Origin of the sequence: Sphingomonas sp. RB1R13 (genome assembly GCF_036663775.1) — a bacterium.
GTDB lineage: Bacteria > Pseudomonadota > Alphaproteobacteria > Sphingomonadales > Sphingomonadaceae > Sphingomicrobium.
Window position 1 is genome coordinate 144994 of record NZ_JAXOJM010000004.1, and the last position, 26906, is coordinate 171899.

28 protein-coding genes and 1 tRNA gene are annotated in these 26906 nt (G+C 63.4%); 15 read left to right on the forward strand and 14 right to left on the reverse strand.

Annotated elements, in window-relative coordinates; genetic code table 11:
* Positions 1 to 13: 13 nt before the first annotated feature.
* Together U1700_RS13200 and U1700_RS13205 are read right to left on the reverse strand one after the other, a co-directional pair.
* Entirely contained in the window at positions 14 to 1324 is a 1311-nt protein-coding gene (locus U1700_RS13200; protein WP_332753147.1) for a sensor histidine kinase, read from the reverse strand.
* Positions 1325 to 1385: 61 nt separating this feature from the next.
* Entirely contained in the window at positions 1386 to 2063 is a 678-nt protein-coding gene (locus U1700_RS13205) for a response regulator transcription factor (RefSeq protein WP_332753148.1), read from the reverse strand.
* Positions 2064 to 2178: 115 nt separating this feature from the next.
* Between U1700_RS13205 and U1700_RS13210 the strand changes: the two genes are divergently transcribed.
* From U1700_RS13210 to U1700_RS13240, 7 genes are all read left to right on the forward strand, one after another.
* A complete protein-coding gene (locus U1700_RS13210; protein ID WP_332753149.1) occupies positions 2179 to 2499 on the forward strand; it encodes a PepSY domain-containing protein in 321 nt (106 codons plus the stop codon).
* Positions 2500 to 2853: 354 nt separating this feature from the next.
* Positions 2854 to 3942, forward strand: a complete 1089-nt coding sequence (locus U1700_RS13215; RefSeq protein WP_332753150.1) for an outer membrane protein — start codon at positions 2854 to 2856, stop codon at positions 3940 to 3942.
* A gap of 349 nt (positions 3943 to 4291) precedes the next feature.
* Positions 4292 to 5437 carry a hypothetical protein gene (locus U1700_RS13220; protein ID WP_332753151.1) on the forward strand — a complete coding sequence of 382 codons (1146 nt, stop codon included), beginning with the start codon at positions 4292 to 4294 and terminating at the stop codon, positions 5435 to 5437.
* 31 nt (positions 5438 to 5468) lie between these two features.
* Positions 5469 to 6050: a hypothetical protein gene (locus U1700_RS13225; protein WP_332753152.1), complete on the forward strand. Its 582-nt coding sequence runs from the start codon at positions 5469 to 5471 to the stop codon at positions 6048 to 6050.
* Positions 6051 to 6423: 373 nt separating this feature from the next.
* Complete coding sequence (locus tag U1700_RS13230; RefSeq protein WP_332753153.1) at positions 6424 to 6678, forward strand: DUF3489 domain-containing protein; 255 nt, start codon at positions 6424 to 6426, stop codon at positions 6676 to 6678.
* On the forward strand, positions 6665 to 7117 hold the full coding sequence (locus U1700_RS13235; protein ID WP_332753154.1) for a DUF2924 domain-containing protein: 453 nt from the start codon (positions 6665 to 6667) through the stop codon (positions 7115 to 7117). Before U1700_RS13230 ends, U1700_RS13235 begins: the two co-directional genes overlap by 14 nt.
* Positions 7114 to 8688 carry a recombinase family protein gene (locus U1700_RS13240; protein WP_332753155.1) on the forward strand — a complete coding sequence of 525 codons (1575 nt, stop codon included), beginning with the start codon at positions 7114 to 7116 and terminating at the stop codon, positions 8686 to 8688. The genes U1700_RS13235 and U1700_RS13240 overlap by 4 nt, the downstream gene beginning before the upstream one ends.
* A gap of 206 nt (positions 8689 to 8894) precedes the next feature.
* Here U1700_RS13240 and U1700_RS13245 read toward each other — a convergent pair.
* The 4 genes from U1700_RS13245 to U1700_RS13260 all read right to left on the reverse strand — a co-directional run bounded on the left by U1700_RS13245 (position 8895) and on the right by U1700_RS13260 (position 12565).
* Positions 8895 to 8970 (reverse strand) — tRNA-Thr (locus U1700_RS13245).
* A 33-nt stretch (positions 8971 to 9003) separates the two neighbouring features.
* Positions 9004 to 9885 (reverse strand): hypothetical protein, encoded by an 882-nt coding sequence (locus U1700_RS13250; protein ID WP_332753156.1) that lies wholly within the window; start codon positions 9883 to 9885, stop codon positions 9004 to 9006.
* A complete protein-coding gene (locus U1700_RS13255; RefSeq protein WP_332753157.1) occupies positions 9882 to 11162 on the reverse strand; it encodes a mechanosensitive ion channel in 1281 nt (426 codons plus the stop codon). Before U1700_RS13255 ends, U1700_RS13250 begins: the two co-directional genes overlap by 4 nt.
* Positions 11163 to 11191: 29 nt before the next feature.
* Positions 11192 to 12565, reverse strand: coding sequence for a replication-associated recombination protein A (locus tag U1700_RS13260; RefSeq protein WP_332753158.1), 1374 nt, complete (start codon positions 12563 to 12565; stop codon positions 11192 to 11194).
* Between the two features lie 156 nt (positions 12566 to 12721).
* Here U1700_RS13260 and U1700_RS13265 point away from each other — a divergent pair, with 156 nt between their 5' ends.
* Positions 12722 to 13324 carry a PadR family transcriptional regulator gene (locus U1700_RS13265; protein ID WP_332753159.1) on the forward strand — a complete coding sequence of 201 codons (603 nt, stop codon included), beginning with the start codon at positions 12722 to 12724 and terminating at the stop codon, positions 13322 to 13324.
* A gap of 83 nt (positions 13325 to 13407) precedes the next feature.
* Here the strand turns inward: U1700_RS13265 and U1700_RS13270 are convergent, their stop codons facing one another.
* Together U1700_RS13270 and U1700_RS13275 are read right to left on the reverse strand one after the other, a co-directional pair.
* A complete protein-coding gene (locus tag U1700_RS13270; RefSeq protein WP_332753160.1) occupies positions 13408 to 14052 on the reverse strand; it encodes a hypothetical protein in 645 nt (214 codons plus the stop codon).
* 209 nt (positions 14053 to 14261) lie between these two features.
* A complete protein-coding gene (locus U1700_RS13275; protein ID WP_332753161.1) occupies positions 14262 to 15428 on the reverse strand; it encodes a glycosyltransferase family 4 protein in 1167 nt (388 codons plus the stop codon).
* A 47-nt stretch (positions 15429 to 15475) separates the two neighbouring features.
* On the opposite strand from U1700_RS13275, the gene U1700_RS13280 reads away from it, so the two are divergent.
* The 3 genes from U1700_RS13280 to U1700_RS13290 are packed head-to-tail and all read left to right on the forward strand — an operon-like array spanning position 15476 to position 16862.
* Positions 15476 to 15973 (forward strand): DNA-deoxyinosine glycosylase, encoded by a 498-nt coding sequence (locus U1700_RS13280; protein WP_332753162.1) that lies wholly within the window; start codon positions 15476 to 15478, stop codon positions 15971 to 15973.
* Between the two features lie 9 nt (positions 15974 to 15982).
* The gene (locus U1700_RS13285; protein WP_332753163.1) at positions 15983 to 16315 is read left to right on the forward strand and encodes a hypothetical protein; all 333 of its coding nucleotides are present in this window, start codon (positions 15983 to 15985) and stop codon (positions 16313 to 16315) included.
* A gap of 46 nt (positions 16316 to 16361) precedes the next feature.
* Positions 16362 to 16862 carry a beta-carotene hydroxylase gene (locus U1700_RS13290; RefSeq protein ID WP_332753164.1) on the forward strand — a complete coding sequence of 167 codons (501 nt, stop codon included), beginning with the start codon at positions 16362 to 16364 and terminating at the stop codon, positions 16860 to 16862.
* Between the two features lie 39 nt (positions 16863 to 16901).
* On the opposite strand, the gene U1700_RS13295 is transcribed toward U1700_RS13290, so the two are convergent.
* The 3 genes from U1700_RS13295 to crtY are packed head-to-tail and all read right to left on the reverse strand — an operon-like array spanning position 16902 to position 20472.
* A complete protein-coding gene (locus tag U1700_RS13295) occupies positions 16902 to 17849 on the reverse strand; it encodes a phytoene/squalene synthase family protein (RefSeq protein ID WP_332753165.1) in 948 nt (315 codons plus the stop codon).
* A complete protein-coding gene (locus tag U1700_RS13300) occupies positions 17846 to 19315 on the reverse strand; it encodes a phytoene desaturase (RefSeq protein WP_332753166.1) in 1470 nt (489 codons plus the stop codon). The genes U1700_RS13295 and U1700_RS13300 overlap by 4 nt, the downstream gene beginning before the upstream one ends.
* Positions 19312 to 20472, reverse strand: coding sequence for a lycopene beta-cyclase CrtY (crtY, locus tag U1700_RS13305; RefSeq protein ID WP_332753167.1), 1161 nt, complete (start codon positions 20470 to 20472; stop codon positions 19312 to 19314). The genes U1700_RS13300 and crtY overlap by 4 nt, the downstream gene beginning before the upstream one ends.
* Before the next feature lie 46 nt (positions 20473 to 20518).
* On the opposite strand from crtY, the gene U1700_RS13310 reads away from it, so the two are divergent.
* On the forward strand, positions 20519 to 21340 hold the full coding sequence (locus U1700_RS13310; RefSeq protein ID WP_332753168.1) for a sterol desaturase family protein: 822 nt from the start codon (positions 20519 to 20521) through the stop codon (positions 21338 to 21340).
* Positions 21297 to 21665, forward strand: a complete 369-nt coding sequence (locus U1700_RS13315; RefSeq protein ID WP_332753169.1) for a DUF2141 domain-containing protein — start codon at positions 21297 to 21299, stop codon at positions 21663 to 21665. Before U1700_RS13310 ends, U1700_RS13315 begins: the two co-directional genes overlap by 44 nt.
* 1 nt (position 21666) lies before the next feature.
* On the opposite strand, the gene U1700_RS13320 is transcribed toward U1700_RS13315, so the two are convergent.
* The 3 genes from U1700_RS13320 to U1700_RS13330 are packed head-to-tail and all read right to left on the reverse strand — an operon-like array spanning position 21667 to position 23490.
* Positions 21667 to 22527: an HpcH/HpaI aldolase/citrate lyase family protein gene (locus U1700_RS13320; RefSeq protein ID WP_332753170.1), complete on the reverse strand. Its 861-nt coding sequence runs from the start codon at positions 22525 to 22527 to the stop codon at positions 21667 to 21669.
* A gap of 8 nt (positions 22528 to 22535) precedes the next feature.
* Complete coding sequence (locus U1700_RS13325) at positions 22536 to 23111, reverse strand: MaoC family dehydratase (protein ID WP_332753340.1); 576 nt, start codon at positions 23109 to 23111, stop codon at positions 22536 to 22538.
* Positions 23026 to 23490: an Lrp/AsnC family transcriptional regulator gene (locus U1700_RS13330; protein ID WP_332753171.1), complete on the reverse strand. Its 465-nt coding sequence runs from the start codon at positions 23488 to 23490 to the stop codon at positions 23026 to 23028. Before U1700_RS13330 ends, U1700_RS13325 begins: the two co-directional genes overlap by 86 nt.
* 120 nt (positions 23491 to 23610) lie before the next feature.
* On the opposite strand from U1700_RS13330, the gene U1700_RS13335 reads away from it, so the two are divergent.
* Positions 23611 to 25722 (forward strand): alpha-ketoacid dehydrogenase subunit alpha/beta, encoded by a 2112-nt coding sequence (locus U1700_RS13335; protein ID WP_332753172.1) that lies wholly within the window; start codon positions 23611 to 23613, stop codon positions 25720 to 25722.
* The gene (locus tag U1700_RS13340) at positions 25722 to 26882 is read left to right on the forward strand and encodes a dihydrolipoamide acetyltransferase family protein (RefSeq protein ID WP_332753173.1); all 1161 of its coding nucleotides are present in this window, start codon (positions 25722 to 25724) and stop codon (positions 26880 to 26882) included. Before U1700_RS13335 ends, U1700_RS13340 begins: the two co-directional genes overlap by 1 nt.
* Positions 26883 to 26906: the final 24 nt, after the last annotated feature.

Consider the following 26906-nt stretch of genomic DNA (forward strand, 5'->3'; position numbering starts at 1 on the left):
CTCCTGTCTCTTCTCATTCGGGCGCATCGCTGTGCGAGAGCCTGCCCGGCGTGGAGGCCGGAAATTCGAATGTCGCCGAAAGGCCCGGCTGGCTGTCCCGAAAGAGCAACCTGCCGCCATGAAGAGCGGCCACAGCGTTCGCCAAACTGAGGCCGAGACCATGGCCGGGCGTATTCCGGCTCGCATCCAGGCGCTTGAACCGCTCGATCATCCTGCCCCTGTCGGCTTTGCCGACACCTGGACCATTATCGTTCACCTGAAGGCAGACATGTTGACCCGCCGCCACCAGGCTGAGGCGAATGATTGTTCCGGGCGGCGTGTGTAGCTGGGCGTTTTCGAGCAGGTTGGCGCAGGCTTGGCCAATAAGCTCTCGGTCACCAGCGATGGTCACATGCGGCTCAATGGAAGAAATGAGTGTTCGTCCGCTGTCCCGGATGGGCGGGGCGTAGCTTTCGAACAGATCATGAGCGAGCGCACTCAGATCAACCGGCGCAAAGAAGCGCCGGGTTTCGCCACTTTCGACTTCTGATAAGCGCAGGATCGAAGAGAAAAGCGCCAGCACGTCATCGACGCGAGTGATCGCCTCCTCGATCAGTGGCTGACAATTCTGAGTCTCTGTAGCGGAGCTACCCTGCTCGAGGCGATTGCGCAGCCGAGTGAGGGGCGAGCGAAGATCGTGCGCGATGTCGGTCGACACTTGGCGAAGGTTTTTCAGCAACCCCTCGATGCGTTCGAGCATCCGATTGAGGGTTATGGCGAGCTGGTCGAACTCGTCTTGGCGCGGCCCGACCGGCATTCGTCCTCGAATGTCCCCGCCGATGATGGCGACGGCGCCATCACTGATCGAACGAAGCCGACGTTGCAGATAGCTTCCGAACAGCAATGCCCCCGCGAAACCGAGCAGGCAGACAGCAAGAAAACCCATCGCGAAGACGATCAAGATCGTCTGGTCGATCTGCTCGATCCACTCGCGATCCGCCGCAACCACCAGCCGCTCGTTCGGACTCAGGTCGATCGCCAGAGCGCGGGCCGCATCTGCACCCTCGCTTGGATCATTGAACGCAATGTCATGAACCCCGAGCGACGGCCGCGAAGTCTTGAGGCTGCCGTATATTCGTCGGCCATTCGGTGCGAACACGGCGTAGAGCAGCCGGCCGGGTGAACGAGACAACTCGCGCTGGGCAATGGCGTCGGCGAGCTCGGAGCCACCGTCGCTCCGATACTCTGCCACGAGCGTTTGCACTTCGTCGGCTACGGTCGCATCGAGCTGGCGCGTAAACGCAACGTGCATCGCCCAGAACACAACGACCCCGAGGAGCGCCATGGCGAGCGCGAACGCCGCTGCGTAGGCGAGGGCGATGCGATAGGCTGCGCTTCTGCGCCACTCAGTCATTGCCGCGCAACCGGTAACCCGCGCCGCGGACGGTCTGGATCAGCTCGATGTCGAAGCCTCGATCGATCTTCGCACGCAGTCGGCTGATGTGGCTTTCGATAAGATTGGTGCCCGGGTCGAAGTGGAACGACCAGATATTCTCGAGCAGCATGGTGCGCGTGACGATCTCGCCCGCGTGACGCATGAGATATTCGAGGAGCTTATACTCCTGCTGCTGGAGCTCGATGCGGGTTCCGGCCCGGGTGACTGTCCGCTTGAGCAAGTCGAGCTCGAGATCGGCAATGGCCAGCTTAGTGATGGCTTCGGTGATCGGCGGGCGGCGACCAAGTGCGCTGATGCGGGCAAGCAGCTCAGAACCGGCGAATGGCTTTACAAGATAGTCGTCCGCGCCGGCTTCGAGCCCTTCGACCCGGTCCGCGATGCTGTGAAGCGCGGTCAGGAACAGCGCTGGCGAGTGAACTCCGGCCGCCCGTATCGCCTTCAGAACGCCGAGGCCGTCTAGACCTGGCACCATCCGGTCGAGGATCAGCACTGCATAGTCGCTGCTGGTGGCCATGAAGATTGCATCGGGACCCGTCGAGCAGGTGTCGACAATGTGACCTGCCGCAAGCAGGAGGCTCGCGACATGCGTGCGCATTTCGTCATCATCTTCGAGAAGGAGCAGCTTCATGTCCGAAAGCGCAAACGGCAGATTGCCGCGCAGGGCAAGTTGGCAATTCCCAATCTTCGGCCGAGCTTGGCCGAACCCTTACCACGCTAGTGAATGTATAAGGCGATTTGCCTTAGTGGAGATCATCATGCGTAAATTTGTTTCCTTGTCGCTAGTCGCGCTGACGCTAGGCAGCGCCGCGATCGCTGCGCCAACGCACTTCAACGGCGCGAAGCTTTTGCCGATGGCCAAGATCAGCCTCGTCCAAGCTCGCAAGACGGCGCTCGCAGCCCATCCCGGCGTGATCACTGACCAGGAACTGGAAAAAGAAGGTGGCGGAACTGGCCTGCGCTATTCCTTCGACATCAAGGCGAACGGCAAGACGTTCGAAGTTGGCGTGGACGGCCGCACCGGCAAGGTCCTCGAGAACAAGGCCGAGGGTCCCAATCCTGACTGAGCTCCCTGAGCAATACTACGGTCACCCCTTTTGCGTGTAGCAGTCGCAAAGGGGGAACTTCCATCGAATGGCGCGTCAAGGATCGCTTTCGCGACCAGCTGCGGCATTCTCATACACGCACAAGAGAATTCTTGCTGCACTCTCAGGCGCCAAAATTCGGTCGTAAACTAACCAAATCCTATTGATCACTGTCGTGTCGAGATCGAAGTTTGACCTCTAATGGGGTCCTGAGCGCTCCTTCGGCTAGGACAGACTTGTTACGCCGCCCGATCTGTGTTCATTGATCGTGGTCGACCAGTAGCCCATCGCCCGTCGACTGGCATGTGCACACTATTCCAGCCAAGGATCTCGAAAATGCGCAATTACCTACTCGCGGCCGTAGCGGTTGCGGCTATTGCCAGCCCGGCGATGGCTCGCGATGGCGCCGGCTATGTGGGCGTTGAAGGAGGCATTCTCTTCCCGCGTCACAGCAACTTCAACACAACCGCCAATCGGGCGACGTCGGCTGTCACGACCACCAGGACCGTGACAACGGTCGGAGGCGGTGCTCCCACCACCGTGACTGTCGTTGGTGCGCCAGTACTTACAAGTGGCACGGCGACCTACGGCTCGGGCTTCAATGCCGACTACAAGCGTGGCGTCGATCTCGATGCGATCGCCGGTTACGACTTTGGCATGTTCCGTCTTGAAGGCGAACTTGGCTACAAGCGCACTCGCGCTCGGGATTACTTTGCCAGCAGCGCCGTGTTGAACTCAATCAACAATCCGTTGGGCCTCCCGACCTACACGTCTACTGGCTACACGAATGCCAGTACACAGTTCAATTTCCGTGACCGCACGACCGTTCTTTCGGGAATGGTCAACGGCCTACTCGACTTTGGCATGGATCCTTCGGTCCGTGCCTATCTCGGCGGTGGTGTCGGTCGCGCCCGCGTTAAGACTTTTGGCGCTCGAGACAGTGCCTGGGCATGGCAGTTCATCGCCGGTCTTGCGACCGCGATCTCGCCTAATGTCGATCTTGGCCTGAAATATCGCTACTTCCAGACTGGCAAGCTGCATTTCAACAACAGCAATGTTGGGCCGTTCACGGGTAACACTCCCCCGGTGACTACGACCACTACGACGACAAGTGGTGGGGGTGAAGGTCCTACGACGACAGTCGCGACGACTACGTCTACAGCTTACACGACAAACTACGGCTTCAGCGACAGCGGCAAGTTTCGTTCGCATAGCCTGTTGGCGAGCTTGATCTTCAACTTCGGCGCTCCCGAAGTTGCTCCTCCCCCTCCTCCTCCGCCACCGCCGCCACCGCCACCGCCACCGCCACCTGCTACGCAGACCTGCGCCGATGGCTCGGTGATCGACGCGACCGCGGCTTGCCCGGTTCCGCCGCCACCTCCGCCCCCGCCGCCACCGCCGCCCTCGCAGGGCGAGCGTGGCTAAAAAGTCGTGATGTTAGCGACGTGACCTGTTTCCTTTCGGGTCGCATCGCACGGGCGGCGGTTGGTACCTGGTAACTAGCCGCCGCCCCAGTTGTTGGTATGGCACGCTGCTTAGCGGCGCGTCATAGGCCAAGCTTCATCATCGGAGCACAAGATCTTTACTTGCTAGTAGCCAATCCGTCTTTGGGTGGTGTCGTGACGCGCCCACCTACGAGGTGATTTCGACCCAGAGATACCATGCCTGCTCTGGCTTCATCTCATTTGACCGAACGGGATCGATTGGGTCGGTAGCGGAAAAGTTCTTTTAGCCCGCTATGTTTTAGAGCGGCCATTCGCTCAACCGCGCCCGAATGTCTGCTTTGACTGGTTGTGTGCCGACAAGCCGACAAGCCGACGGTCGGCTACCGGCCCAAATCAAGGCATTTCGTGTTCAAGTGAAAGCCGGCCGCGTTCGTGGCGCACAAGGCCGTATCTTTCGTGTTGCGTTCCATAGTTGCGGTGCGACCAGATTCAGGCTTACGTCGAGCTTAGACACGCGCAGCTATCTGCTAGAAGCAATGGCGAAAGCGCGGACGCGCTCGTCTTGGAATGACCGACTGACTCATTGGGAACGACCGCCGAGCAACAATGAAGAAGCGCAGATTGAGCGTACTGCGAATGCAGCCATGGCCTTAGTCAGTGCCAGCGCGATGTTGACTGCCGAGCGTGTGATGGTTCGGCCCCAAGGTAGTTACTTCAACAACACGAATGTTCGCCTCGAAGCCGACATGGACCTTCGCTTGCAGCTTCCCGATATCTTTATCGACTATGCCGGGGATGTCGATCAAGCCGCCGCCGATAACTCCGAAGGCTATAGGGATACCGGCCGGACCTTTTCTGAAATCGCGACTTTAGTGAGGAATGAATTGGCGTCGGCGTGTCGTGCAAAGTTCGGCGCCAACCGTGTTTCAATTGGAGGCAAGGCTGTGTCAGTGGAGGGGCTTAGCGGCAGCCACGCCGACGTTGACCTAGTGCCAGCGTTCCGACTGCACTGGATCGTCAATAACGGATATGGGGGCTATCACATTACCGAAGGCGTTGCGATCGTTGGCGCGAACGGGGCCATTACCCAAAACTTCCCCGAGCAACACCATGTAAACGGCAAGACGAAGCGACCTAATACCGCGCACCGATTTAAAAAGGTTGTCCGCATGGCGAAGCGGCTCAACTGCGAACTAGCCGACGATAGAGCGATACCTCACCGCATGCCGTCGTTCCTAATTGAATGCCTCATTTACGCGGTCGAAGATGCCTTTTTTCTGCAACTAGAAGATGATCGGTATGATCGGCTGTTGCGTGTTCTCTATCGCCTTAGCGCCCTCCTTTGGGATGCCGAGTGGCATAAGACGGCCACCGAAGTGAACGACATCAAGTACCTGTTTCACACGTGCCAATTCTGGACTTTGCATGAAGCGCGCGCCTTTGTCGCAGCCGCAATCACTCAACTGGAGGCGTAGCGTGTGGCAACTCATATCGCGGTCGAAACAGGTGACGATCCTGGTTGCGCTAACAATCATCGTCATTTTGGCGATGCAAGCGGCTGCCCAACTGTGGGGCCACGAAACGCCGCCACTCTATAAGTCGGTATCGCTAGTCGCATTTGCTGTGGGCACGGTGTTTACCGGACTGGCGAACGTCACATGGCGGTGGCTTTGGCGGCGGGTTCCTAGCTTTAACCGTTGGCTATTTCCGGACTTCAACGGCGCTTGGACCGGTATCGTTCAATCGACCTGGATCGACCCCGCGACCGGCAAATCCCCCGGCCCGATACCGACAACCGTGACGATCCGACAAACGCTGTTCGACATTTCGGTGAAAATGAAGACCGGCGAGTCCAGCTCATATTCGACCAGAGTGATAGCGGAAGCCGAGCCGCAGGCCGATTGCTATCGGCTTTGGTATTCCTATGACAATCGGCCTATCGCGTCGGTGCAGCACCGTTCATCGCGCCATGAAGGAGTGGCATGGCTAGAGGTGTCGCTTGCGGACGACCCTGACAAGGTAACAGGGCAGTATTTTACCGCGCGGAAAACGAGCGGCGATATTGAGGCGACGCGCGAAGACATTTGATCGTGCGATTCGCCATCGCAGGGGCCGCTAACGGCATTTCGCCTTTGTCATTCTAGACGCGGCTGGCGATTACTACGTCATTTCGCAATTGCTATAGCGCGCGCCTTCGTTGCGGCGCTCGCGCCTGTCGGCGTCTCGAGTTCGGATTAGCCTTCGGCAGATACTGGGCCTCGCAATCGTCGAGCGGAACGGCGTAAATTGGGCGCGAAGCCGACGCTTGCATTGCCCTAAATGCTCAACAGACGACTGGACTAGTCCGTCAAACAGAGCATTGGTTGCTCATCGTCGGGTTGATGGCCGCACGAACGCATGAGTTCGGCGGCTCCCGTCAGTACCGGCTGGGAGTTCCAGCGCTGGATTGATGGAGACCCACATGACACCACAATCAAAAGCCACGACGAAGGCTGCCATGATGACGAAGATACTGTGGCGCGATAAGGGCGCTACAGTGCTCGAGATGGCCAAGGCAACCGGCTGGCAACCGCATAGCTGCCGAGCCTTCCTGACCGGTCTTCGCAAAAAGTTCTCGATCTCGAAGGAGCAGCGGCCCGACGGCAAGCTCACCTACCGGATCATCCACGAGCTCGTGGTTCCAACCTGCCAAGGTTTTCACAATGAGCGAGCTTGATCGCAAGCTTGCCGAACTTAATTCGATGTCACCTGCCCAGCTTCGTGCCTTGTGGCGCGAGTGCTGGCGCAGGCCAACACCCGACATGGCTCCCGACCTTTTGCGCCGAGGGATCGCATGGAAGCTTCAGTCTCGTGTTCATGGCGTGCTTCCATCCATCACTCAGCGTGCCTTGGATGCTGCGGCTGATCGGTTACGCAGGGGCGAGCCGATCACCTTAGCGCGAGCGGTAACGCTGAAGTCCGGGACCCGCCTCGTCCGCGAGTGGCGCCGGAAAGTGCACCAGGTGGTCGTCCTCGACCAAGGGTTCGAGCATGATGGACGGCGCTACTCCAGCCTTACGCAGATCGCGTCGGCCATCACCGGTGTGCATTGTTCGGGGCCCAAGTTCTTCGGGCTGAGGAAGCGGCATGCCCTTCAGTCCCGGTCTGCGGCATGATCATCAAGCGGCGCTGTGCGATCTACACCCGCAAATCGACGGAAGAGGGCCTCGAGCAGGCGTTCAACAGCCTCGATGCGCAGCGAGAAGCCTGTGCTGCCTACATCATGAGTCAGACCCATGAGGGCTGGGAGCTCATCAACGAGCTCTACGACGATGGCGGCTGGTCTGGCGGCAACATGGCTCGGCCCGGGCTTAAGCAGCTCCTTACCGACGTCGAGGCTGACAAGGTCGATGTGATCGTCGTCTACAAGGTGGACCGGCTTACGCGCAGCCTCGCGGATTTTGCCCGCATCGTCGATACGCTTGACAGGGCAGGGGCTTCGTTTGTCAGCGTTACCCAAGCGTTCAACACGACCAGCAGCATGGGTAGACTGACGCTAAACGTCCTGCTGTCGTTCGCCCAATTCGAGCGGGAGGTCACCAGCGAGCGCATTCGCGACAAAGTGGCGGCTTCCAAGCGCAAGGGCATGTGGATGGGCGGTCCAGTGCCAATTGGATATCGGCTGGCGGACCGCAAGCTGGTGATGAACGCCGAAGAGGCAAGAGTTGTCCGAACCATCTTCGAGCGATATCTCGCTCATCGTTCGATGTGCTCACTGGCAGATGAGCTGGCCGCTTGTGGCGTTCGCACAAAGATCCGCCAGTTCAGCAACGGGCGAACAGTGGGAGGCATCGCATTCACCACTGGGCCGATCGCCGCCCTGCTCAAAAACCCGGTGTACATCGGCAAGGTCGCCCATGACGGCAAGCTTTACGAGGGCGAGCACGACGGCCTCATTGACGAGGACCTTTGGCACCGGGTGCAATCTGCCTTGGCGACAAACCGCCGTGCACGACGGCTCGGTTCCCGTTCACGCTATCCAAGCCTGCTCACCGGCATGATCGAGGATCCGGAAGGCAGAGTGATGTCACCGACGTTCGCCACGAAGGGCAGCACTCGGCATCATTACTATATCTCGAAGCTTCAGCCTGGCGAAGATCGCAAGAGCATCTGGCGCGTGCCAGCTGGCGAGATTGATCGAGCAGTGATCCAGTGCCTCGTGCGATGGATGGAAGCAAGCGAGGCAGTCAAGTTCGACGATGATGAGGGACCGTCGTCCGCGGTTCCGCAAATGGTAGTGCCCGACCAAAGAGCGCTACTGCTTCACCACTCGGCAAGAGTTCAGGTCACGGGCGATGGACTGCTAATCACGCTTGGGCCTGACGAGCAAGTAACGTCGATTGCGCTCCCGGCTTGTTTTGCTCGGCGGGGGTCAGAAGTGAGGCTGCTGATCGGCAACGATGATAGCTCGGCCGAGCGGCATCCTGATCCAGCCTTGCTGAAGCTGGTTGTGCTTGCGCGGGTGGCACAGCAAGCGCGGCTGAACGGGACAGATGATCCGCTCGTGTCGCATTACAGCAAGGCGCATCTACAGCAGCTTCTTCGCATCAGCTGGCTTGCCCCGGACATCCTCTCGGCCGTGGTCGAGGGGCGTCAGCCAGTCACATTGACTGGGCGCCGACTTCTCCGCACCGCGAACATCCCGCTGAACTGGCAGCATCAGCGAGAGCTCCTTGGGTTCGCCTAAGTCAGGACTGCAACCCGCAACTGCAACCGTCGTCCGGAAAACTGGGCACTAGAGAGAGTGCATCGAATTTGTGACCATGTGCGTCGCCACTAACGCCTCTTGGCTGACAATCGTAAACGCAGGACGCTCGTAACTCGCGGTTCTTGCGGGACAAAAAGGCCGCTGTGCCTGCTCACTGGTTTTGGTGCGCAACTTTGGAAGGGGAGTGGTGCCGGTTGCAGGAATCGAACCCGCGACCTTCGGTTTACAAAACCGCTGCTCTACCATCTGAGCTAAACCGGCCCGCATCGTGTCGTGATGCCTGGCCCCTTTGCGTCACAGGACGCCGAACGTCCAGCCTTCGGTGCGGGCAATTTGGCGGGTGAGCGCGGCGGGGGCGAAGGCGGCCGGGCCAAGAACGGGATCTTCGGCAAGCGCACGCATCCCGGCGGCGGTGACGAGCGCGTCGGTCTGGTGGTCGTTGGGATCATAATCGAGGCGGGCAGGATCGCTGCCGAGGCCGACAAGGGCGCGGTCCAGGTCGACCGAGGTGCGCAGCTTGCGGCCGTCCATCCCGGCGCGGCGAAGATAGATACGCGTGTAGATTTCGACGACGGCGCTTCCCTCACGCGGGAGAAGGTCGATTGGCCAGACGGCTACCGTTCGGCCCAAGTGGTGAAGCAGGCGCATCCCGGCGAAGCTCGCCTTGGCCACTTGTGCGGCGCCGATCGCATCATAGGCCGAGGCGGTCTTGCGGCCGCCCTGCGCATTGAGCGCGGCGTCGCACTGGCGAAAATGGACGAAGTCGGCCTTCACCCCGTCGGCACTGCCGAAGTAGAAATGGCGGCGGTGGACCGTTTCAAGAAAGCTTGCCGCGCCAAGATCCTCGTCGGCGGCGTGCGCGTCGACGTAGGCCCACAAGGAGCGAGCATCGGTCGGGACGTCGGGCTCGCCGGGGAGGTAGGCGCCGCGTTCGATCAACGGCGGGGCGAAGCTGAAGTCGAAGCCGAAAAGGGTGGGTTCGGCGGCCGCCTGTTCGAGGAGCCAGTCGAGCACCTCGGTTCGCGACCACATATGACCGGGCCGCACAAGGCGAGGCGCGCCGGTTCCCCGACGCGCCTCGGCAATCGCGATGCCCTTGTGCTTCTTCCCCTTCGCCCCCGACCAGTCGATCGCGACGAACGTGTCAAAGCGAGGGGCGCCGAAGCGGACGCTCACATCAGCGGCGGCTGGGGAGCAGGCGGCGTGACCGGCGGGGACGGGACGACTGGCGTTGGCACCGGCGCTTTGTCGGCGGCGCGATCGGCATAGCTTTCGAGGAACTTGCCGGCCGCGTTACGCCCGCCGAGTCCGAAGGCGAGCGCGGCGGCAATCGCTGCCGAACCCAGGATCAACCCGAACGCCATCATCACGATCGTGTCGGCCAGCCCCATGAAGGTCAGGCCGATCGCGGTGAACAGCGCGATGATCGCATAGCGGACGATGGTCTGGGCATAGCCGCCGTCGCCGCTCGCCGAGCCGACCAGCCGGGCGATGATACGCGCGAGGAAGACGCCAGCGACGATGATCAGCGTGCCGAAGATGACCTTGCCGCCAAGTTCGGTGACCTGGGCCAGGAACACCGCAATGGTGTCGCCGCCGAGCTGTTTGGCGGCCTCGATCGCCGCAGTCAGGATAATCGCGATGAAGGCAATGTTGGCGACGATCTTCGACGGGGTGGTCGCGCCGGGCAGGATACCGGTCGATTTGATCGCCTGGTCGAAGCCGGTCGGAGGAAGGATCCCCTCGATGATCGTCTTGAGGAAGCGACCGGCGATGAAGGCGATGCCAAGCCACAGCGCGGCGGTGAGCACGCGCGGGATGGCGGCGAGAATCTCGTTGAGCATGGCGATTGCCGGGCCGGAGATGGCTTCGATCCCGAGCACCTGCAGCGCGGCGATCGATACCGGGATGATGATCAGCGCGAAGACGAGGATCCCGGCCGCTTTGGCCAGCGTGGCGCGGGTCGTCGCAGCGGTCGAGATGGACGGACTGCCGCCGCTGACGATGGGGTCGTTTCTGGCATTGTCGCCGATACCGGCGCGGGCCAGCAGCCCGTCGAGGTTGGCGATGTTGAGCGTGGTTTCCACAATCTTGCGGACAATGCGCGCGACGATCAGGCCGATGAAGAAGATCAGCCCAGCGCCAAGCAGCTTGGGCAGGAATCCGAAGATCTGGAGCGTCAGCGCGTTGATGGGGGCAAGGATCTGGCCAATCCCGAGGAACTGAAGCGCGGCCATGATGCCGACGAGCCAGACGATCAGCTGGGCGATCGTGCCGAGTTGGTGGCCGACGCTTTCGCCCGGCGCGCCATGGTGGTGGCGCTGGAGGGTGGGGGACTTGTCAACGGTCTTTTGCAGCGCCCACTTGACCGCGCGCGCGGCGATCCAGGTGGCGATGACGATCAGGATGGCGATCAGGATCCGCGGTCCCCACAGGACCATCTGGTCGCGCATGTATGCGCCTGTTGAACTATCGATATACATCACTCGCCTCCCTCTTGGCGTTCGTTCAACGAACCGCCGTCCGCTTTGGTTCTACGCTGATCTTCCCACCATGACAGCCGCTCTTGAAGCCTTTTCTCGAAACCGCGATCGGTCGGGCGGTAAAAGGACTGGGGTGGCAGCGCGTCGGGCCAGTAGTTGGCGCCCGAAAAGCCGCCCTCCGCATCATGGTCATAGGCATAGCCCTTGCCATAGCCGAGCTCCTTCATCAGCTTCGTCGGGGCGCCGAGGATGTTCATCGGCGGCATCAGCGAGCCGGTTTCCTTTGCCAAGCGCCACGCTTCCTTTTGCGCGACATAGACGGCGTTCGATTTGGGCGCGGTGGCGAGGTAGAGGCAGGCCTGGGCAATGCCGAGCTCGCCTTCGGGGGAACCGAGGAAGTCATAGCTGTCCTTGGCGGCGAGGCACTGGACCAGCGCCTGGGGGTCGGCGAGGCCGATGTCTTCTACTGCGGCACGGACGAGTCGGCGCAGCAGGAACAGTGGCTCCTCCCCGGCGGTCAGCATGCGCGCGAGGTAATAGAGTGCGGCTTGGGGGTCGCTGCCGCGGATCGCCTTGTGGAGCGCCGAGATCAGATTGTAATGGCCCTCGCGATCCTTGTCGTAGACCGCCACCCGGCGCTGGAGGAGGGCGGCTAGCGCTGCGGGGTCCAGTGCCTCATCGGGGACGATGTCGAACAGAGTCTCGGCTTGGTTGAGGAGGAAGCGGCCATCCCCGTCGGCACTGGCGACGAGCGCCTCGCGCGCCTCGAGGGTGAGGGGCAGGGGGACGTCGAGCAGGGCTTCGGCGCGGTCGAGCAGCTTGCCTAGTGCAATGCTGTCGAGGCGGTGGAGGATCAGCACCTGGCAGCGCGAGAGCAGCGCGGCGTTGAGTTCGAAGCTGGGGTTTTCGGTGGTCGCGCCGACCAGCGTGATGGTGCCGTCCTCGACGAACGGCAGGAAGCCGTCCTGCTGGGCACGATTGAAGCGGTGGATCTCGTCGACGAAGAGCAGTGTGCGCTGGCCGGCGCGGGCAAATTGGCGAGCCTCGGCGAAGATCTTCTTGAGGTCTGCAACCCCTGAGAAGACCGCCGAGAGGGCGACGAAGCGCAGGCCGACGGCGGCGGCGAGGAGGCGGGCAATGCTGGTCTTGCCGGTGCCCGGTGGCCCCCACAAAATCACCGACGACAATTTTCCCGCCGCGACCATCCGCCCGATCGCGCCCTCGGGGCCGGTGAGATGTTCCTGACCGATGATATCATCGAGGCTGGCGGGACGCAGGCGGTCGGCCAGAGGGGCGTCCGAGGCGACACGCTCGGACACGGTGCCGTCGGCGGTTTTCGGGGGGGCTTCATCGGTGGTGAAGAGGTCTGCCATGGGGCCTTAAACGATCCTATTTCGGAAAAATCCAGAATCTCGAAATCGGGGGTTGTAAAGATAGCTCGAAGATATATCTTAGACGCATCGTATGAAAGGAAACACGATTTGATGCATTTGCATTTTTTTGACGGTCGCATGCGCGGCAACTGCGGCATGGGTCGCATCACGATGACGGAAGAGGGCCGGGGCGAAGGGCGCGGTCGCGGCTTTGGCGGACATGGTCGCGGACGCGGCTTTAGCAGAGGTGGCGACGGCAGCGGTTTTGGTGGCGACGGCGACGACCAGCGCGGGCGGCGGCGGATGTTCCGCTCGGGCGAACTGCGGCTTGTGCTGCTCAAATTGATCGCCGACGAACCGCGCCATGGCTATGACCTGATCCGCGCAATCGAGGAGCACACCGGAGGCCAATATGCGCCGAGCCCAGGGGTGATCTATCCCACGCTGACCATGCTGGTCGACATGGGCCAGATTGAGGAACAGGCCGCCGAGGGTTCGCGCAAGGCCTATGCCGTGACCGACGCCGGGAGCAAGAATCTCGAGGAAAACAGCGCCGTTGTTGCCGAGTTGTTCAAGCGGCTTGACGCGGCCAAGCCCGCCGAGAGCGAAACCGGTTATCGGCCAATCCACCGCGCGATGAGCAATCTTCGCGAGGCGATGCGCAACCGCGTTCGTGGCGAAGGCTGGACTGCGGAGGCGGTGCACGAACTGACTGCGATCCTCGACGAGGCCGCGCAGAAAATCGAACGGCTGAAGTAAGCGCCGGCCCCGTCCACCGGGCGAGACCTGTTCGATAACTCTGACAACAGCCGCGCGGTCAACGCGCGGCTGTTTTTATGCCATCAGTGGGTGGTGACGGTGGTCGTCGTGCTGAGCTTGCGCGGCGCGGCGATGTGGTGGTGGCGTATGCCCTTCTTGCGAACGACGCGATGGCGGACCGGCGTGGTTGCCGCAACCTTGTCGGTAGCGGTGGTCGTGACGGTCGTGGTTGTCGGCGCGGCAACGACTGGTTGAGCGATGATGATCGGCGGCGCGGCGCGCGCGGCGGCTGCATCGGCCTGAGCTGCGGCGGCGCCGGCCTGGGCCGCGGCGGCGGCTGCCTGAGCGTCGGCCGCACGGGCGTTGGCCTCGGAGGCCTGTGACTGGGCAGCGTTGACTGCCCCGCGCTGTTCGTTGGTGCGATCGCGCCGCGAAGCGGCAAGTGCCTGATCGGCAATTTCCGACGCTCGCGTCGCGTCACGGATTGCGTCGTCTTTGGCATGATGATCGAGTTCGTCCTGCGCCAAGTGGAGCGTGGCGACCGCCTCGGCGTGCAGTCGCGGGGCATCGCCTGCCGCGCCGACGATGTTGGCGGCGTCGATCTTGGCCTGTGCGGCGGCAATCGCCTTGCGGGCGCGGTCGGTCTTGCCTTCGGCAGATGCTGCGGTGGGAAGGGCGAGGCAGGTCGATGCCGCCAGGGCGAGCGCGAGCAGATGCTTGGCTGTCATGATTTCTCCGATGTCATAATGCGCGTTCAACGAGCGAGCAGTAACGACTGTTCCGGGCGGGGTGCTGCGTCCGCTAGCGCGCATGCGTCCTGGCGATTTCGTGGTCGCTATCGACCCAAGACCCGCGCGATTTCGTTGTCGCTAGCGGGCCAAGGCCCGCGCGATTTCGTTGTCGCTAGCGGGCCAAGGCCCGCGCGATTTCGTTGTCGCTAGCGGGCCAAGGCCCGCGCGATGCGCGCGCGGCGTTCGATCACGCGGTAATAGGCGGCCTCGACGGCGGCGTTTATCTGGGTCCAGTCCTGCGTCTTGGCGTGGGCAAGTCCGTGATCGCCATGGCTGCGGCGAAGCGCGGGGTCGCGCACATAGGCTTCGAGCGCGTCGGCATATTGGTCGATCTCGCCGGGTTCGACGAGGGTTCCCGACACTCCGTCGCGAATGATGCTGTTGGCGCCCGTGGCGGCGGCGGCGACGACCGGAAGCCCGCTTGCCATCGCCTCAAGCGTGACGTTGCCGAACGCCTCGGTAACCGAGGGATTGAGGAAGATGTCGGCACTGGCGAGCGCGCGGGCGAGGTCGGTGCCGACCTGCTGGCCGACGAAAATGGCCTGGGGCAGGCGTTCGGCGAACCAGGCCCGCGCCGGACCATCGCCGATAACGAGGACACGGTGGGCGATCCCGCGCGCGGTGAGCAGGTCGCAGGCGTCGGCAAAGACGTCGAGGCCCTTTTCGAGGACCAGCCGGCCAAGGAAGCCGATCACGACCTCGTCGTCGGCAATGCCGAGGTCGCGGCGCCAGGAGAGGTCGCGGCGTTCGGGGTTGAACTGTTCGCGATCGACCCCACGGGTCCACAGAAAGATCGTCCGGTTCATGCGTTGGGCACGAAGCACGGCGGCGGTCGATTCGGCGGGGACGAGCAGGGCGTCGCACTGACGATAGAGGCGGCGCATGAGCGCGCGCAGCGCGGGCTCGAACATCTGCAGGTGATAATAGCTCAAATAGGTTTCGAAGCGGGTGTGGATCGAGGCGATCGCCGCGCGGTCGGTCCGGCGCGCCCATGCAATTGCCTGGCGCGCGGCAATGTCGGGGCTGGAGATATGGACAATGTCGGGGTTGAAGTCGGCAAGGTCGCGGCGGACGGCGCGCGTTAGCCCGGTCGGGAAGCGATATTCGGGGCGCTTGGGAATGGCAAAGCTGGGCAGGCCGACGAGGTCTCCAGTTGGCGGAAAGGCCGGCGTATCAGTCGTCGGCGAGTAGATTCGCACAGCATGGCCCTGGCCAAGAAGATAGCCCACGAGCCGGTTGAGCGCCTGGTTGGCGCCGTCGCGGACGTAATTATAATTGCCCGAGAAAAGGGCGATACGGAGTGGCGCAGACATGGCGGGCGGGATAGCCGAGCTATGCGGCGGGGGCTAGGGCAGGGGCGATGACGCGCAAATCGTCGATGGCGCCGGTCGGGGCGAAGGACGCCCGGGTGGTCGTGCTGGGGAGCCTGCCGGGGGACGCTAGCCTGGCGGCGCAGCGTTATTATGCGCATCCGACCAACCAGTTCTGGCGACTGCTGGGCGCGGCAATAGGGGAGGATCTGGCCGGGCTGGCTTATGCTGCGCGGCTGGAGCGACTGGCGGTGCGCGGCGTGGCGTTGTGGGACGTTGTCGCGGAGGCGATGCGGCCGGGTAGCCTAGACGGGGCAATTCGCGATGTGCGGGGCAATGCCCTGGCCGAGTTTGTCGTCGGGCATGAGCGGGTCGAAGCGGTGGCGTTCAACGGCAAGACTGCCGCGGCGATCGGGCGCAGGGCACTGGCCGGAATGGCGGGGGTGCGATTGATCGACCTGCCGTCGTCGAGCGCGGCCTATACGCTGGGGTTGGGGGCCAAGGCGGCGCGCTGGCAATGCTTGGCAGAGCATGTCGATCCCGCCTAGATGTCGCGCATGAGCGAAGCGATCGACGAGCCCGAGGACGACATCCCCGATGACGAAATCCCCGATGACGAAATCGAGGACGGCGAGACGCCGGCGCTGAGCATGGTCGATGAAGCATTGGTCGCCGGGAATATCGCCAATACCAATGGCTTGCTGGTGATCGTGGCCAAGCTGGTGGCGAAGGGGATCTTCGACCAGGACGATCTCAAGGCCTTTTCGGACAGCTATTCCAAGCCGCTCGATCACGAACATATGCGCGAAAACGAGCTGGTCACCCAAATGCAGGACCAGATGGAAATGACGCTGGCCGAGCTGATGCGGTTTTTGGCGGTCGTGAAGTAACACTGCCCTCCCCAAGTGGCGGGCGAGTTGCTATATGTCTTTCACCATGTCGACTTCCCTTGGAATCCTGATTTTTTTCGCGACCGTCGCAGCGATGGAAGGGGTGGCTTATGTCGCTCACCGCTGGATCATGCACGGGCGGATCGGATGGTGGCTCCACGAAAGCCATCATCGCGAGCGCAGTGGGTGGTTCGAGCTCAATGATTTCTATGCGGTAATCTTCGCCGGGCCGTCGATCCTGCTGCTGGCGGGCGGGGTGCGCTGGGGCTGGGGCGAGTGGGCGACGTGGATGGGCGCCGGGATTGCGGCCTATGGCGCGATTTACTTCGGGTTTCACGATGTCATCGTCCACCGCCGGATCGCGCACCGGATCGTGCCGCGGTCGACGTACTTCAAGCGGATCGTGCAAGCGCACCGGATCCACCACGCGATCGAGACTCGCGAAGGAACGGTGAGTTTCGGGTTCATCTATGCACCGCCGGTCGACGTGCTCAAGGCGGCGTTGGCGAGCAGCGGGATGGCGGGCGTTCGGGCGCCCAGACGATGATCGTTTCGGCTCTCGCCGAAACGTGAATCAGCGTCTCAACTAAGACTCGCTGGTCCACAGCCCTTCGCGGCTGACGTTGCGCGGGGTGCGGAGCGAATCTGCCAGCGCCAGCGTCACCAGCCAGATTTTCTCGCGGCGCGGGATCGAGATGCGGCGGTCCCATGCACCGGCGCCAAGCTCGACCGCGCGGGTCGCGACCTTGCCATAGATTCGCGCGGCGGAATTGACCGCCCAGCGGCTGCGGAACGGCAGGCGCGCGGCGCCGACTTTCGAACTGCAGCGATAGCGGTCGGCCAGCGTCGCCAAGCGAATGGCGATGCGGGCAAGCGCGCGGCGATGGGCGGGGTCGGAGAGGTCAGCGCCGGTCAGCCCCTCTTCGGCTAGCCATGCATCCGGCAGATAACGGCGGCCGACATGGGCATCGTCGACAATGTCGCGGGCGATATTGGCGAGCTGGAAGGCGATGCCGAGATCGGCGGCGCGGTCCAGCGTGTCACGCTCTTGTGGCTCGACCCCCATGACATGGGCCATCATCACCCCGACCGCGCCGGCGACCTGGTAGCAGTAACTGAGCAGGTCGGTCTCGGTCTCGGGGATCCAGCCGGTGGCGTCGCGCTCGAAGCCAGCGAGGTGAGCTGCGGCGAGCCCGGGGGGGATGGCGCATTCGGCAGCGACGGTCGCAAAGGCGTCGAAGGCGGCAAGCCCGGTCGGCTTGCCGGCGAGCGCCTCGGTGGTGGTGGCGCGCAGGAAGGCGATCCGCTCGGCCGGATTGTCGGGGGTGACGGCGTCATGGCCGAGCGTCTGGCCGTCGGTGACATCGTCGCACGCGCGGCACCACGCATAGAGCAGCCAGCTTCGCGCTCGAGTTTCCTCGTCGAAAATCTGGCTGGCGAAGCGGAAGCTTTTCGAGCCCTGCGCGATGACCCGGCCCGACTCGTCGACGAGGGCCTGGCGCTCGGCGGGGGTGACGGGCGCGTAACTCGTCATTCGGCGAGCATCAACCGCGCAGTGGCCTCGGCACTGCCGACGACGCCCGGGATACCCGCGCCGGGATGGGTGCCGGCGCCGACGAAGTACAAGTTGGAAATCTTGTCGTCGCGGTTGTGGGTGCGGAACCAGGCCGATTGGGTCAGCACCGGTTCAAGGCTGAACGCCGAGCCCAGATGCGCGGCGAGGTCGCCCTTGAAGTCAGCCGGGCTGTAATGGAACTGGGTGCGGATCCGGCTGCGAATATCGGGGATTAACCGGTCTTCGAGCGTGGCGATGATCGTCTCGGCATAGGCCGGGCCGGCAGTCTCCCAGTCGACCTTGGCCTTGCCCATGTGGGGGACGGGCGCCAGAGCGTAGAAGGTCGAGCAGCCCGGCGGGGCCATCGACGGATCGGTGATCGTGGGATGGTGGAGATAGAGCGCCGGGTCGGGCGCAAGCTTGCCGCCGTTATAAATGTCGTCGAGCAGCCCTTTGTAGCGCGGGCCGAACAGGATCATGTGATGGGGGATGTCGGGGCACAGCCCTTCGAGCCCGAAGTGGAGCACGAACAGCGACGGTGAGTAGCGCTTTTTCTTGAGCGCCTTCACCTGTTTGGGGCCGCGGTCGTCGCCTTCGATCAGGCCATAGCTGTGGACGATGTCGCCGTTGCTGGCGATGGCGTCGGCAGCGGCGGTCCAGCCCGACTTGGTGCGAACCGAGCGGGCAATGCCGCCCTCCACGCTGATCGCCTCGACCGGGTCGCCGAGGCGCAGCGTTCCGCCGATTCGTTCGAACTGGGTAACCATGCCGGCGATGAGCTTGTTGGTGCCGCCCTTGGCGAACCACACGCCGCCGTCACGTTCCAACTTGTGGATCAACGCGTAGATCGACGAGCAGGTCATCGGGTTGCCGCCGACGAGGAGGGTGTGAAAGCTCAGTGCCTGGCGCAAATGTTCGTCTTCGACAAAGCTTGCAACGATCGAATAGACGCTGCGCCATGCCTGGTACCGGGCCAACGCGGGCGCGGCCTTGAGCATGTCGCCAACCTTGAGGAAGGCCTTGGTGCCGAGCTTTTCATAGCCTTCGTGAAAGACCCCGGCGGCATAGTCGAGAAAGCGCTTATAGCCTTCGACGTCGGCCGGGTTGAGCCGGGCGATCGACTTGAACAGCGAGGCGTCGTCATTGGTATAGTCGAAACGCGTCCCGTCGGGCCAGTCGAGTGCGTAGAAGGGCGTGACGGGGACCAGCTCGACGTCCGCCGCCATGTCGTGCCCGCTCAGGCCCCACAAGCGGCGGAGGCAATCGGGGTCGGTGATGACCGTTGGACCGGCATCGAACATATGGCCGTCGCGGTGCCAATGGTAGGCGCGCCCGCCGGGCTTGTCGCGAGCTTCGACGATGGTAGTTTGAACACCCGCCGACTGAAGCCGGATGGCGAGGGCGAGGCCGCCGAAACCGGCGCCGATAACAATTGCAGTCTTCACTTGGGCTCCATCAGCGCAGCAAGGGCGCGCCCGATAGATACGGGCGGTTTTCCGGCAAGGATGCGCACCCGGTCGCCTAGCGAGTTCCGTCCTGAATAGAAACGGGCAATCAGTGGCGCGGGCAGGCGGTAAAAGCGTTCGAGGATGCGGTAGCGCAGTGGCGGGTCGGCAGCGCGAAACAGCATGCGGGTGAGCAAGCGGTCGAAGGCGCCGCCATGCCAATGAGCCTGCGCACGGGCGCGGGTGGCGGGGCCGAGAGTCATGTCGAGCACGGCCTCAGTCGCGAGCCAGTGGGCGAAGCGGACCGCGTCGGGTAGCGAGTAGCTGGTCAACGGGTGGAACAGGCCCGCGCAGGCCCCGGCGCGGGCGACGGGATCATTGGCGGGCCAGAAGGTGGCGAAGTCGCCGCCCATGACCACGGGGAGAACACCGGTCTCGAACCGCGAGCGGCCGGCGACTTGCCAGCCGGCAGTGATGGCATAGTCGGTGATGCGCTCCGCCAGCCGATCGGGCGCGAGGTCGGGCGTGTCGCTGTAGTAGGTGTCCTCGACGAACATCTCGGTGGGCGAGAAGGGGAGGCAATAAACGAAACGATAGCCATCCGCTTGGTCGACGGTGGCGTCCATCACGATCGGCTCGGCAAGGCCGTGACCCTGGGGAATGGTGAGCTGCTGGCCGACGAATTTCTGCCAGCCGCAGGTCAGGCCGGCGGGCGGGGCGGAGAGGCCACGCGCATCGAGCACGGCGGTGGCGTGGAGGGTCTGGCCGTCGTCGAGGGTGACGCTGGTAGGGGTGAGCGCGGTCGCGGCGGCGCGGACGACCGCGGCGGGCGGAAGGGCGGCGCGGACGGCGGCGTCGAGGCGCTCGCTGGGGATGCTGTTATAGCCCTGTGCAAGGTGGCGGCGGTGGGCGGGGAAGTGGACTTGGTAGCCCGGCCAACGGTGCGCGACGAGCGGAGTGACCAACTCGCGCGCTTCGTCAGCGACATCGGTATCGAAGAAGGACCACAGATGATTGCCGCCGATCGCCTTGCCCGCCTCGACCAGGGTCAGCCCGACATCGGGGCGGTGTTTCGCAATGGCGAGCGCGGCAAGCCCCCCGGCAAGGCCACCGCCGACGATGATCAGGGAGTGGAGGGGCGGGGAAGCAAGGTCCATCGGCTTCGCCCTAGCCGGGAGGCGCGCGTCCGACTAGGCTTGGCCGATGATCGCGATCCTTCTGTCTGCGCTGGCGATGAGCGTGATCGTCGCGCTTCGCTATCTGGCGACGAGCGGCGGCTTTGCCTACTGGACCGCGCGGCGCTTCCCGCAGCGGCTGGCGGGGCAGCGGGCGCAGGTGCGTCGCGAGATTGGCTGGAGCCTGGCCTCGGCCGTCATTTACGGTGCACCGGCGGGGATCGTGGCGTGGGGCTGGCAGCAGCGCGGGTGGACGCGGATTTATTCCGACGTGCACGCCTTTCCGCTGTGGTGGCTGCCGCTCAGCGTGATCGCCTATTTGCTGGCGCACGATACATGGTTTTACTGGACCCATCGCTGGATGCACCGCCCGGTGCCGTTTCGCGTCGCGCATGCAGTCCATCATGCGAGCCGCCCGCCGACGGCGTGGGCGGCGATGAGCTTTCACCCGTGGGAAGCAGTGACGGGAGCGGTGGTCATCCCGCTTTTGGTGTTCCTGATCCCGATCCATGTCGGCGCCCTTGGCGTCGTGCTGGCAATCATGACGCTGATGGGGGTCACCAATCACATGGGGTGGGAGATGTTCCCGCGAGCGATCGTTCATGGAAAGGTCGGGCAATGGCTGATAACGGCAAGCCATCATGAACTTCATCACCAACGCTATCGCTGCAACTACGGGTTGTATTTCCGCCATTGGGACCGCCTGTGCCGGACCGATTCCGGGCTGGGGCAGTTCGCGGCGGCTGGTCGTCCTCGGGCTCGCAACAGTGGCGTTGGGGGCGGCGAGCCCGATGCCAGCGACGTCCTTGGCCGAATTGACGGTCAGCGTCGCGGGGCTTCGCGACCATAAGGGAAATCTGCTGTTCTGCCTGACCCGGCGGACGGCGCAGTACCTCGATTGCGACAAGGATCCGGGCGCGGTCCATGGCAGCGTCGCGGCGAGCGTGGGGACACTCGATTTCCAGCATGTGGCGCCGGGCGAATGGGCGCTGCTGATGATCCATGACAGCAATATGAACGGGAAACTGGACAAGAGATTTGGGATTCCGCGCGAGGGGTTCGGCTTCTCGCGCAATCCGGCAATCAAGTTCGGCGCGCCCAGCGCCGACGACGTGCGGTTCGAGATCCCCGCAGGCGAATCGCATCAACAGATCAAGATGCGCTATATTTTTTGAGTTACCCTCCCGCCGCCGCCAAGGTTTTGCGCGCGGCAACGAGGTGGGGCAGGTCGATCATCTTGCCATCGAGGCCGAGTGCCCCGGCATCGGGATTGGCGGCGAAGGCATCGACGATCCGCTGCGCCCAAATGATCTCGGCTTCCGACGGAGTGTAGCAACGGTTGATGACTTCGACCTGCGCGGGGTGGATCGCGAGGCGGCCGATGAAGCCATCACGGCGCGAGGTGCGGCATTCGCACTCCAGTCCCTCAACGTCGCGGAAATCGGCATGGAGTGTGTCGATTGCGGGGACGCGCGCGGCAGCAGCGGCAAACAGCGCTAAATTGCGAACCAGCTTGTAGGGCGCGGTAAAATCGCCGTCGTCGCCGCGGTTGGTGGCGGCGCCGATGTCGGCGGCGAGATCCTCCGCCCCCCAGGTCAGCGCGGCAAGGCGCGGATGGGCAGGGGCGTAGCTGCCCAGCGTGAACAGTGCCGTCGCGGTTTCGGTGGCGACGGGGGCGATCCTGATCGTTCCGGCGGGAATGCCGGCGGCGGCTTCACGGCTCGCAATGGCGTCGGCGAGGCGGGAGACGTCGGGGCCGCCTTCGGGCTTTGGCAAGAGAATGCCGGCAAGGCCGGGTCGGACGACGGCGTCGAGGTCGGCGAGGGTCAGGCCGCCGTCAAGCGGATTGACCCGGACCCACAGCGACCAGTCGCGGCCGGAATCGGTGATGCGGTCGGCGACCATTTTGCGCGCGAGTTCCTTCTGGCTCGCAGCAACCGAATCTTCCAGGTCGAAGATGAGGATGTCAGCGCCGCAGGTCGCGGCCTTGTCGGCCTTGCGGTCGCTGTCGCCGGGGACAAACAGCCAGCTGCGCATCCGGCCCGTCATGCCGGGGTCTTCATCATCAGCGCGAGCCGCTGGCAGGTGCAAACGATCTCGTCGCGCTGGTTATAGGCGACGTGGAGCAGGGTCACGAGCCCCTGCGTCGGGCGTGACTTGCTATCGCGCAATGCCATGACTTCGGTCTCGACGCGTATCGTGTCACCGGCGAAGACGGGCTTGGGGAAGGTCGTTTCCTCGAGCTTCACATTGGCAATCGTCGTGCCGAACGTCGTGTCCTGAACCGACAGCCCGATCACGAGGCCCAGCGTCAGCAACGAGTTGACGAGCGGGCGGCCAAATTCGGTGCGACTGGCATAGTCATGATCGATATGGATCGCGGCCGGGTTCATCGTCATATTGGAAAAGAGCATATTATCGCTCTCGAGGATGGTTCGGCGAAGCTCGTGGACGAAGCGCTGCCCGACGGTGAACTGGTCGAAATAAAGGCCGGCCATGCTGGATCCTGTCCTGTCTTGTGAGCGTGGTAACCGGTCAGACCGGAAGCGCGGTGGTGTATTTGACGCGTTTGAGCGCGAAATGCGAGTTGGACGAGGCGACTGCCGGGTGGCGAAGCAAATCGTTCATCAGGAAGCGTTCGAAATCGCGGACCGCGCCGACGACGATGCTGAGCATATAGTCCCACTCGCCGGTCATCGAGTAGCAGGACATGACTTCGGGGCGGGCGAGAATGAATTGCTCGAGGCTGGCGCGGGCGTCGGGGGCTTGCGAGTTCAGGCGGACGTAGCAGACGACGTCGAGTTCGCGCCCGATCGCGGCGGGGTCGAGCAAGCGGACTGCGGGCCCGAGGATGCCGGCCTCTTCGAGCGCGCGGATCCGGCGCCAGCAGGAAGCGGGGGAAGAGGCGACTTCGACGGCGAGCGCGGCGTGGCTGATATCGCTCTGCCGCTGGAGAACGGCGAGGATGCGGCGATCAATGGCGTCGAGCGTATGAGGCATTTTTGTCACCAATTGCGTAATCGACGAATGAAGTTGATCACAGAATTGCGCCCACAAAGCAATACTGGAAGGTATTTGCAGCAGAATGGGGATATTCTTCCGGTTCGGGAGAGACAGCGCATGAGCGTCGAGACGATCGATCAACCGACGGAAACGCTGCGCGACACGGTGACGCCCGGTGGCACCGACTGGCGGCGCGTGGCCTATCTTACCCTGTTGAGCCGGGCGCTCGACGAGATGGAAGAGACGCGCCTCATCCCGGCGAAAAAGATCATGTACCAGTTTTCGGCGCGCGGGCATGACATGGCGCAGGTCCTGCTCGGGCTAAAGCTTGACCGGCCGCAGGACGCGGCCTGCGGCTATTATCGGTCGCGGCCGCTGCTGCTCGCGCTGGGGGTCGACCCCGAAGTGGCGCTGGCCTCGGCGATGGCGCGCGAGGGCGGATATTCGGGCGGACGCGACATCGGGACGGTGTTCAATTTTCCCAACAGGCATGGCGCGTCGGCGCTCCCGATGTGCGGCGGGGTGGGCGCCCAATATACGCCGACCGCAGGCTGGGCACAGGCGATCGACTATTATCGCACCGTGCTGGGTGATGCATCTTACGACGGCGCGATGGCGGTAGTGCTGGGCGGCGATGCGTCGGTGGCGAGCAATGGTTTCTGGTCGGCGCTGACGATTGCGACGACGCAAAAGCTGCCCATGCTGTTTTATATCGAGGATAATGGCTTCGGCATTTCAGTGCCGTCGAGCTTTCAGACTCCAGGCGGCGATATCGCGGCGAACCTGGCAAGTTGGCGAGGGCTGGAGATTTTCGACGGCGACGGGACCGACCCAGCGGAAGCTGAGCGGCTGGTCGAGGCGGCGACGGAGCATGTCCGGGGGGGACAAGGGCCGGCGTTGCTGCGGCTGACGGTGCCGCGGCTTCAGGGGCATAGTTTCCAGGATACACAGACGTATAAGTCTGACGCGCTGGTCAGCGCGGAGTGGGCGCGCGATCCGCTGCCCAAATTGAAGGCGCATCTGGTCGGGCGGGTGCTCAGCCAGGGTGAATGGGACGCGATCGAGCGCGAAGCGGGGGCAGCGGCGGAGGCGGCGCTGGTCGCCGCCGAGGGGCGCGACGTGGCGCCGGTCGAGTCGGTGCTTCGGAATGTCTTCTCGGAAACTGGCGCGCTTCAGGAAATGGGCGGGCAATGGACCAAGGGCTATGTCGCGCCCGCAGCGAGCGATGTGGTGGAGGCGACCGTGGGCCAGCGGATCAACATGGTGACCGCGATCCGGCGGACACTCGATCACGAACTGTCGATCAATCCGCGCGTGCTGCTGTTCGGCGAGGACATCGGGCCCAAGGGCGGGGTCCATGCGGTCACGCTGGGGCTTCAGGACAAGCATGGGTCAGGGCGGGTGTTCGACACCAGCCTGTCCGAGGAAGGGATTATCGGGCGCGCCGTCGGGATGGCAATCGCCGGGCTGATGCCCGTCCCCGAAATCCAGTTTCGCAAATATGCCGAACCCGCGACCGAGCAGATCAACGATGCCGGGACGATGCGCTGGCGGACAGACAATCGGTTCGCCGCGCCGATGGTGGTGCGGGTGCCGGGAGGCTTTTTCAAGTGCGGCGATCCGTGGCACAGCCAGACCAATGAAGTGGCCTTTATCCATAATCCCGGCTGGCAGGTCGCGGTGCCGTCCAATGCCGAGGACGCGGTCGGGTTGCTAAGGACGGCGCTTCGCGGGAATGACCCGGTGATCTTCTTCGAGCATCGCGCGATGCTCGATGCGGCATGGGCGCGGCGGCAATATCCGGGGGATGATTATGCGCTGCCGTTCGGCAAGGCGCGGGTCACGCGCGAAGGCGACGACATCACCATCGTAACGTGGGGGGCGATGGTCCCGCGCTGCGAGGAGGCGGGCGCCACAGCGGCAGAAGGCGGGAGGTCGGTCGAGGTGATCGACCTGCGCACGCTGATGCCGTGGGACAAGGCGGCCGTGCTGGCGAGTGTGCGGCGGACGCGGCGGTGCCTGATCGTTCACGAGGATCTGCAGACCGCCGGGTTCGGAGCGGAGATTGCCGCGGTGGTGGCCGACGAGGCGTTCATCGACCTCGATGCGCCGGTCGTGCGGCTGACGATGCCCGACATTCCCAGCCCGCATCATCCGGCCTTGCTCGACTGGGCGGTGCCGAGTGTCGCGAAGATCGCGGCGAAGATCGATGAATTGGTGGGGTACTGATGAGCGGCATGATCGACGTGTTCGTGCCCGCCGAGCAAGAGGGGACGAGGGCGGTGGTTCGCGGCTGGCTGAAGCAGGTCGGCGAGGCGGTGGCCCTCGACGATCCGCTGGTCGAGCTGGAAACCGACAAGGTGACGCAGGAAGTGTCGTCGCCCGGAGCAGGGGTGCTGGCCGAGATCCTGATCGCGAGCGATGGCGAGGCGGTGCCGGGGGCGTTGCTGGGGCGGATCCGGATGGGTGAGGCGACACGGTTGGACACGGTATCAGTAGCTGTTTCGGTGGCGAAAGAAATCGTTTCGAATCAACAGCATGAAAGCAGGCTGTCTCCGTCGGTCAAGCGGGCGGTTCGGGTGCATAATATCGACCCGTCGGCGATCGCCGGGAGCGGGCGCGGGGGGCGGCTGACGAGGGCGGATGTGGATGCGTTCGTGGCGGCGGGAGCAGGGACTTCAGAGAGCGGGGTGACGTCGGTCCCGCATGACCGGATGCGGCTGGCGATTGCGGCCAACATGCTGAAGTCGGTCAGCGTCGCGCCACATGTTACGGCGATGTTCGAATGCGATTTCAGTGCGATTATCGCGCATCGAGCGGCGCACAAGGCCGCGTTTGAGGCTGCTGGAGCGAACCTCACCTTCACCGCTTACTTCATTGCTGCGAGTGCGGCGGCGATGGGAGTGGCACCGGCGGTCAATAGTCGCTGGTACGACGACCGGCTGGAGCTTTACGATTCGGTCAATGTCGGCGTCGGGACCGCGCTTGGCGAAAAGGGGCTGGTGGTGCCGGTGATCCGCGACGCACAGGCCAAGTCATTGATCGAGATTGCGCGGTTGCTTGGCGATGTGACAGTGCGGGCGCGGGCGGGCAAGCTGTCGCCGGCAGACCTCAAGGGCGGGACGTTCACCATCTCGAACCACGGCGTGTCGGGGTCATTGTTCGCGACGCCGATCATCATCGCCCAGCCACAGTCGGCGATATTGGGGATCGGCAAGACCGAAAAGAGGGTCGTGGTGCGCGAGGTCGGCGGGGTCGACGCGATCCAAGTGCGGCCAATGGCCTATGTCTCGCTGACCATCGATCATCGGGTGGTCGACGGCCACCAGACCAATGGCTGGCTGGCGAAATTTGTCGAGACGATCGAGAACTGGCCGATCGCGAGCTAGGCTGTCTTGTACAAGCCGAGCCAG

Coding starts and splice junctions, on each gene's coding strand:
- U1700_RS13200 (WP_332753147.1), bottom strand. CDS start 1,324: ATGGCGCTCCTCGGGGTCGTTGTGTTCTGGGCGATGCACGTTGCGTTT.
- U1700_RS13295 (WP_332753165.1), bottom strand. CDS start 17,849: ATGACGAGTTACGCGCCCGTCACCCCCGCCGAGCGCCAGGCCCTCGTC.
- U1700_RS13255 (WP_332753157.1), bottom strand. CDS start 11,162: ATGCGCGACCAGATGGTCCTGTGGGGACCGCGGATCCTGATCGCCATC.
- crtY (WP_332753167.1), bottom strand. CDS start 20,472: ATGGACCTTGCTTCCCCGCCCCTCCACTCCCTGATCATCGTCGGCGGT.
- U1700_RS13260 (WP_332753158.1), bottom strand. CDS start 12,565: ATGGCAGACCTCTTCACCACCGATGAAGCCCCCCCGAAAACCGCCGAC.
- U1700_RS13205 (WP_332753148.1), bottom strand. CDS start 2,063: ATGAAGCTGCTCCTTCTCGAAGATGATGACGAAATGCGCACGCATGTC.
- U1700_RS13290 (WP_332753164.1), top strand. CDS start 16,362: ATGTCGACTTCCCTTGGAATCCTGATTTTTTTCGCGACCGTCGCAGCG.
- U1700_RS13275 (WP_332753161.1), bottom strand. CDS start 15,428: ATGTCTGCGCCACTCCGTATCGCCCTTTTCTCGGGCAATTATAATTAC.
- U1700_RS13270 (WP_332753160.1), bottom strand. CDS start 14,052: ATGACAGCCAAGCATCTGCTCGCGCTCGCCCTGGCGGCATCGACCTGC.
- U1700_RS13265 (WP_332753159.1), top strand. CDS start 12,722: ATGGGTCGCATCACGATGACGGAAGAGGGCCGGGGCGAAGGGCGCGGT.
- U1700_RS13235 (WP_332753154.1), top strand. CDS start 6,665: ATGAGCGAGCTTGATCGCAAGCTTGCCGAACTTAATTCGATGTCACCT.
- U1700_RS13330 (WP_332753171.1), bottom strand. CDS start 23,490: ATGCCTCATACGCTCGACGCCATTGATCGCCGCATCCTCGCCGTTCTC.
- U1700_RS13240 (WP_332753155.1), top strand. CDS start 7,114: ATGATCATCAAGCGGCGCTGTGCGATCTACACCCGCAAATCGACGGAA.
- U1700_RS13230 (WP_332753153.1), top strand. CDS start 6,424: ATGACACCACAATCAAAAGCCACGACGAAGGCTGCCATGATGACGAAG.
- U1700_RS13280 (WP_332753162.1), top strand. CDS start 15,476: ATGACGCGCAAATCGTCGATGGCGCCGGTCGGGGCGAAGGACGCCCGG.
- U1700_RS13340 (WP_332753173.1), top strand. CDS start 25,722: ATGAGCGGCATGATCGACGTGTTCGTGCCCGCCGAGCAAGAGGGGACG.
- U1700_RS13335 (WP_332753172.1), top strand. CDS start 23,611: ATGAGCGTCGAGACGATCGATCAACCGACGGAAACGCTGCGCGACACG.
- U1700_RS13215 (WP_332753150.1), top strand. CDS start 2,854: ATGCGCAATTACCTACTCGCGGCCGTAGCGGTTGCGGCTATTGCCAGC.
- U1700_RS13320 (WP_332753170.1), bottom strand. CDS start 22,527: ATGCGCAGCTGGCTGTTTGTCCCCGGCGACAGCGACCGCAAGGCCGAC.
- U1700_RS13220 (WP_332753151.1), top strand. CDS start 4,292: ATGTCTGCTTTGACTGGTTGTGTGCCGACAAGCCGACAAGCCGACGGT.
- U1700_RS13285 (WP_332753163.1), top strand. CDS start 15,983: ATGAGCGAAGCGATCGACGAGCCCGAGGACGACATCCCCGATGACGAA.
- U1700_RS13310 (WP_332753168.1), top strand. CDS start 20,519: ATGATCGCGATCCTTCTGTCTGCGCTGGCGATGAGCGTGATCGTCGCG.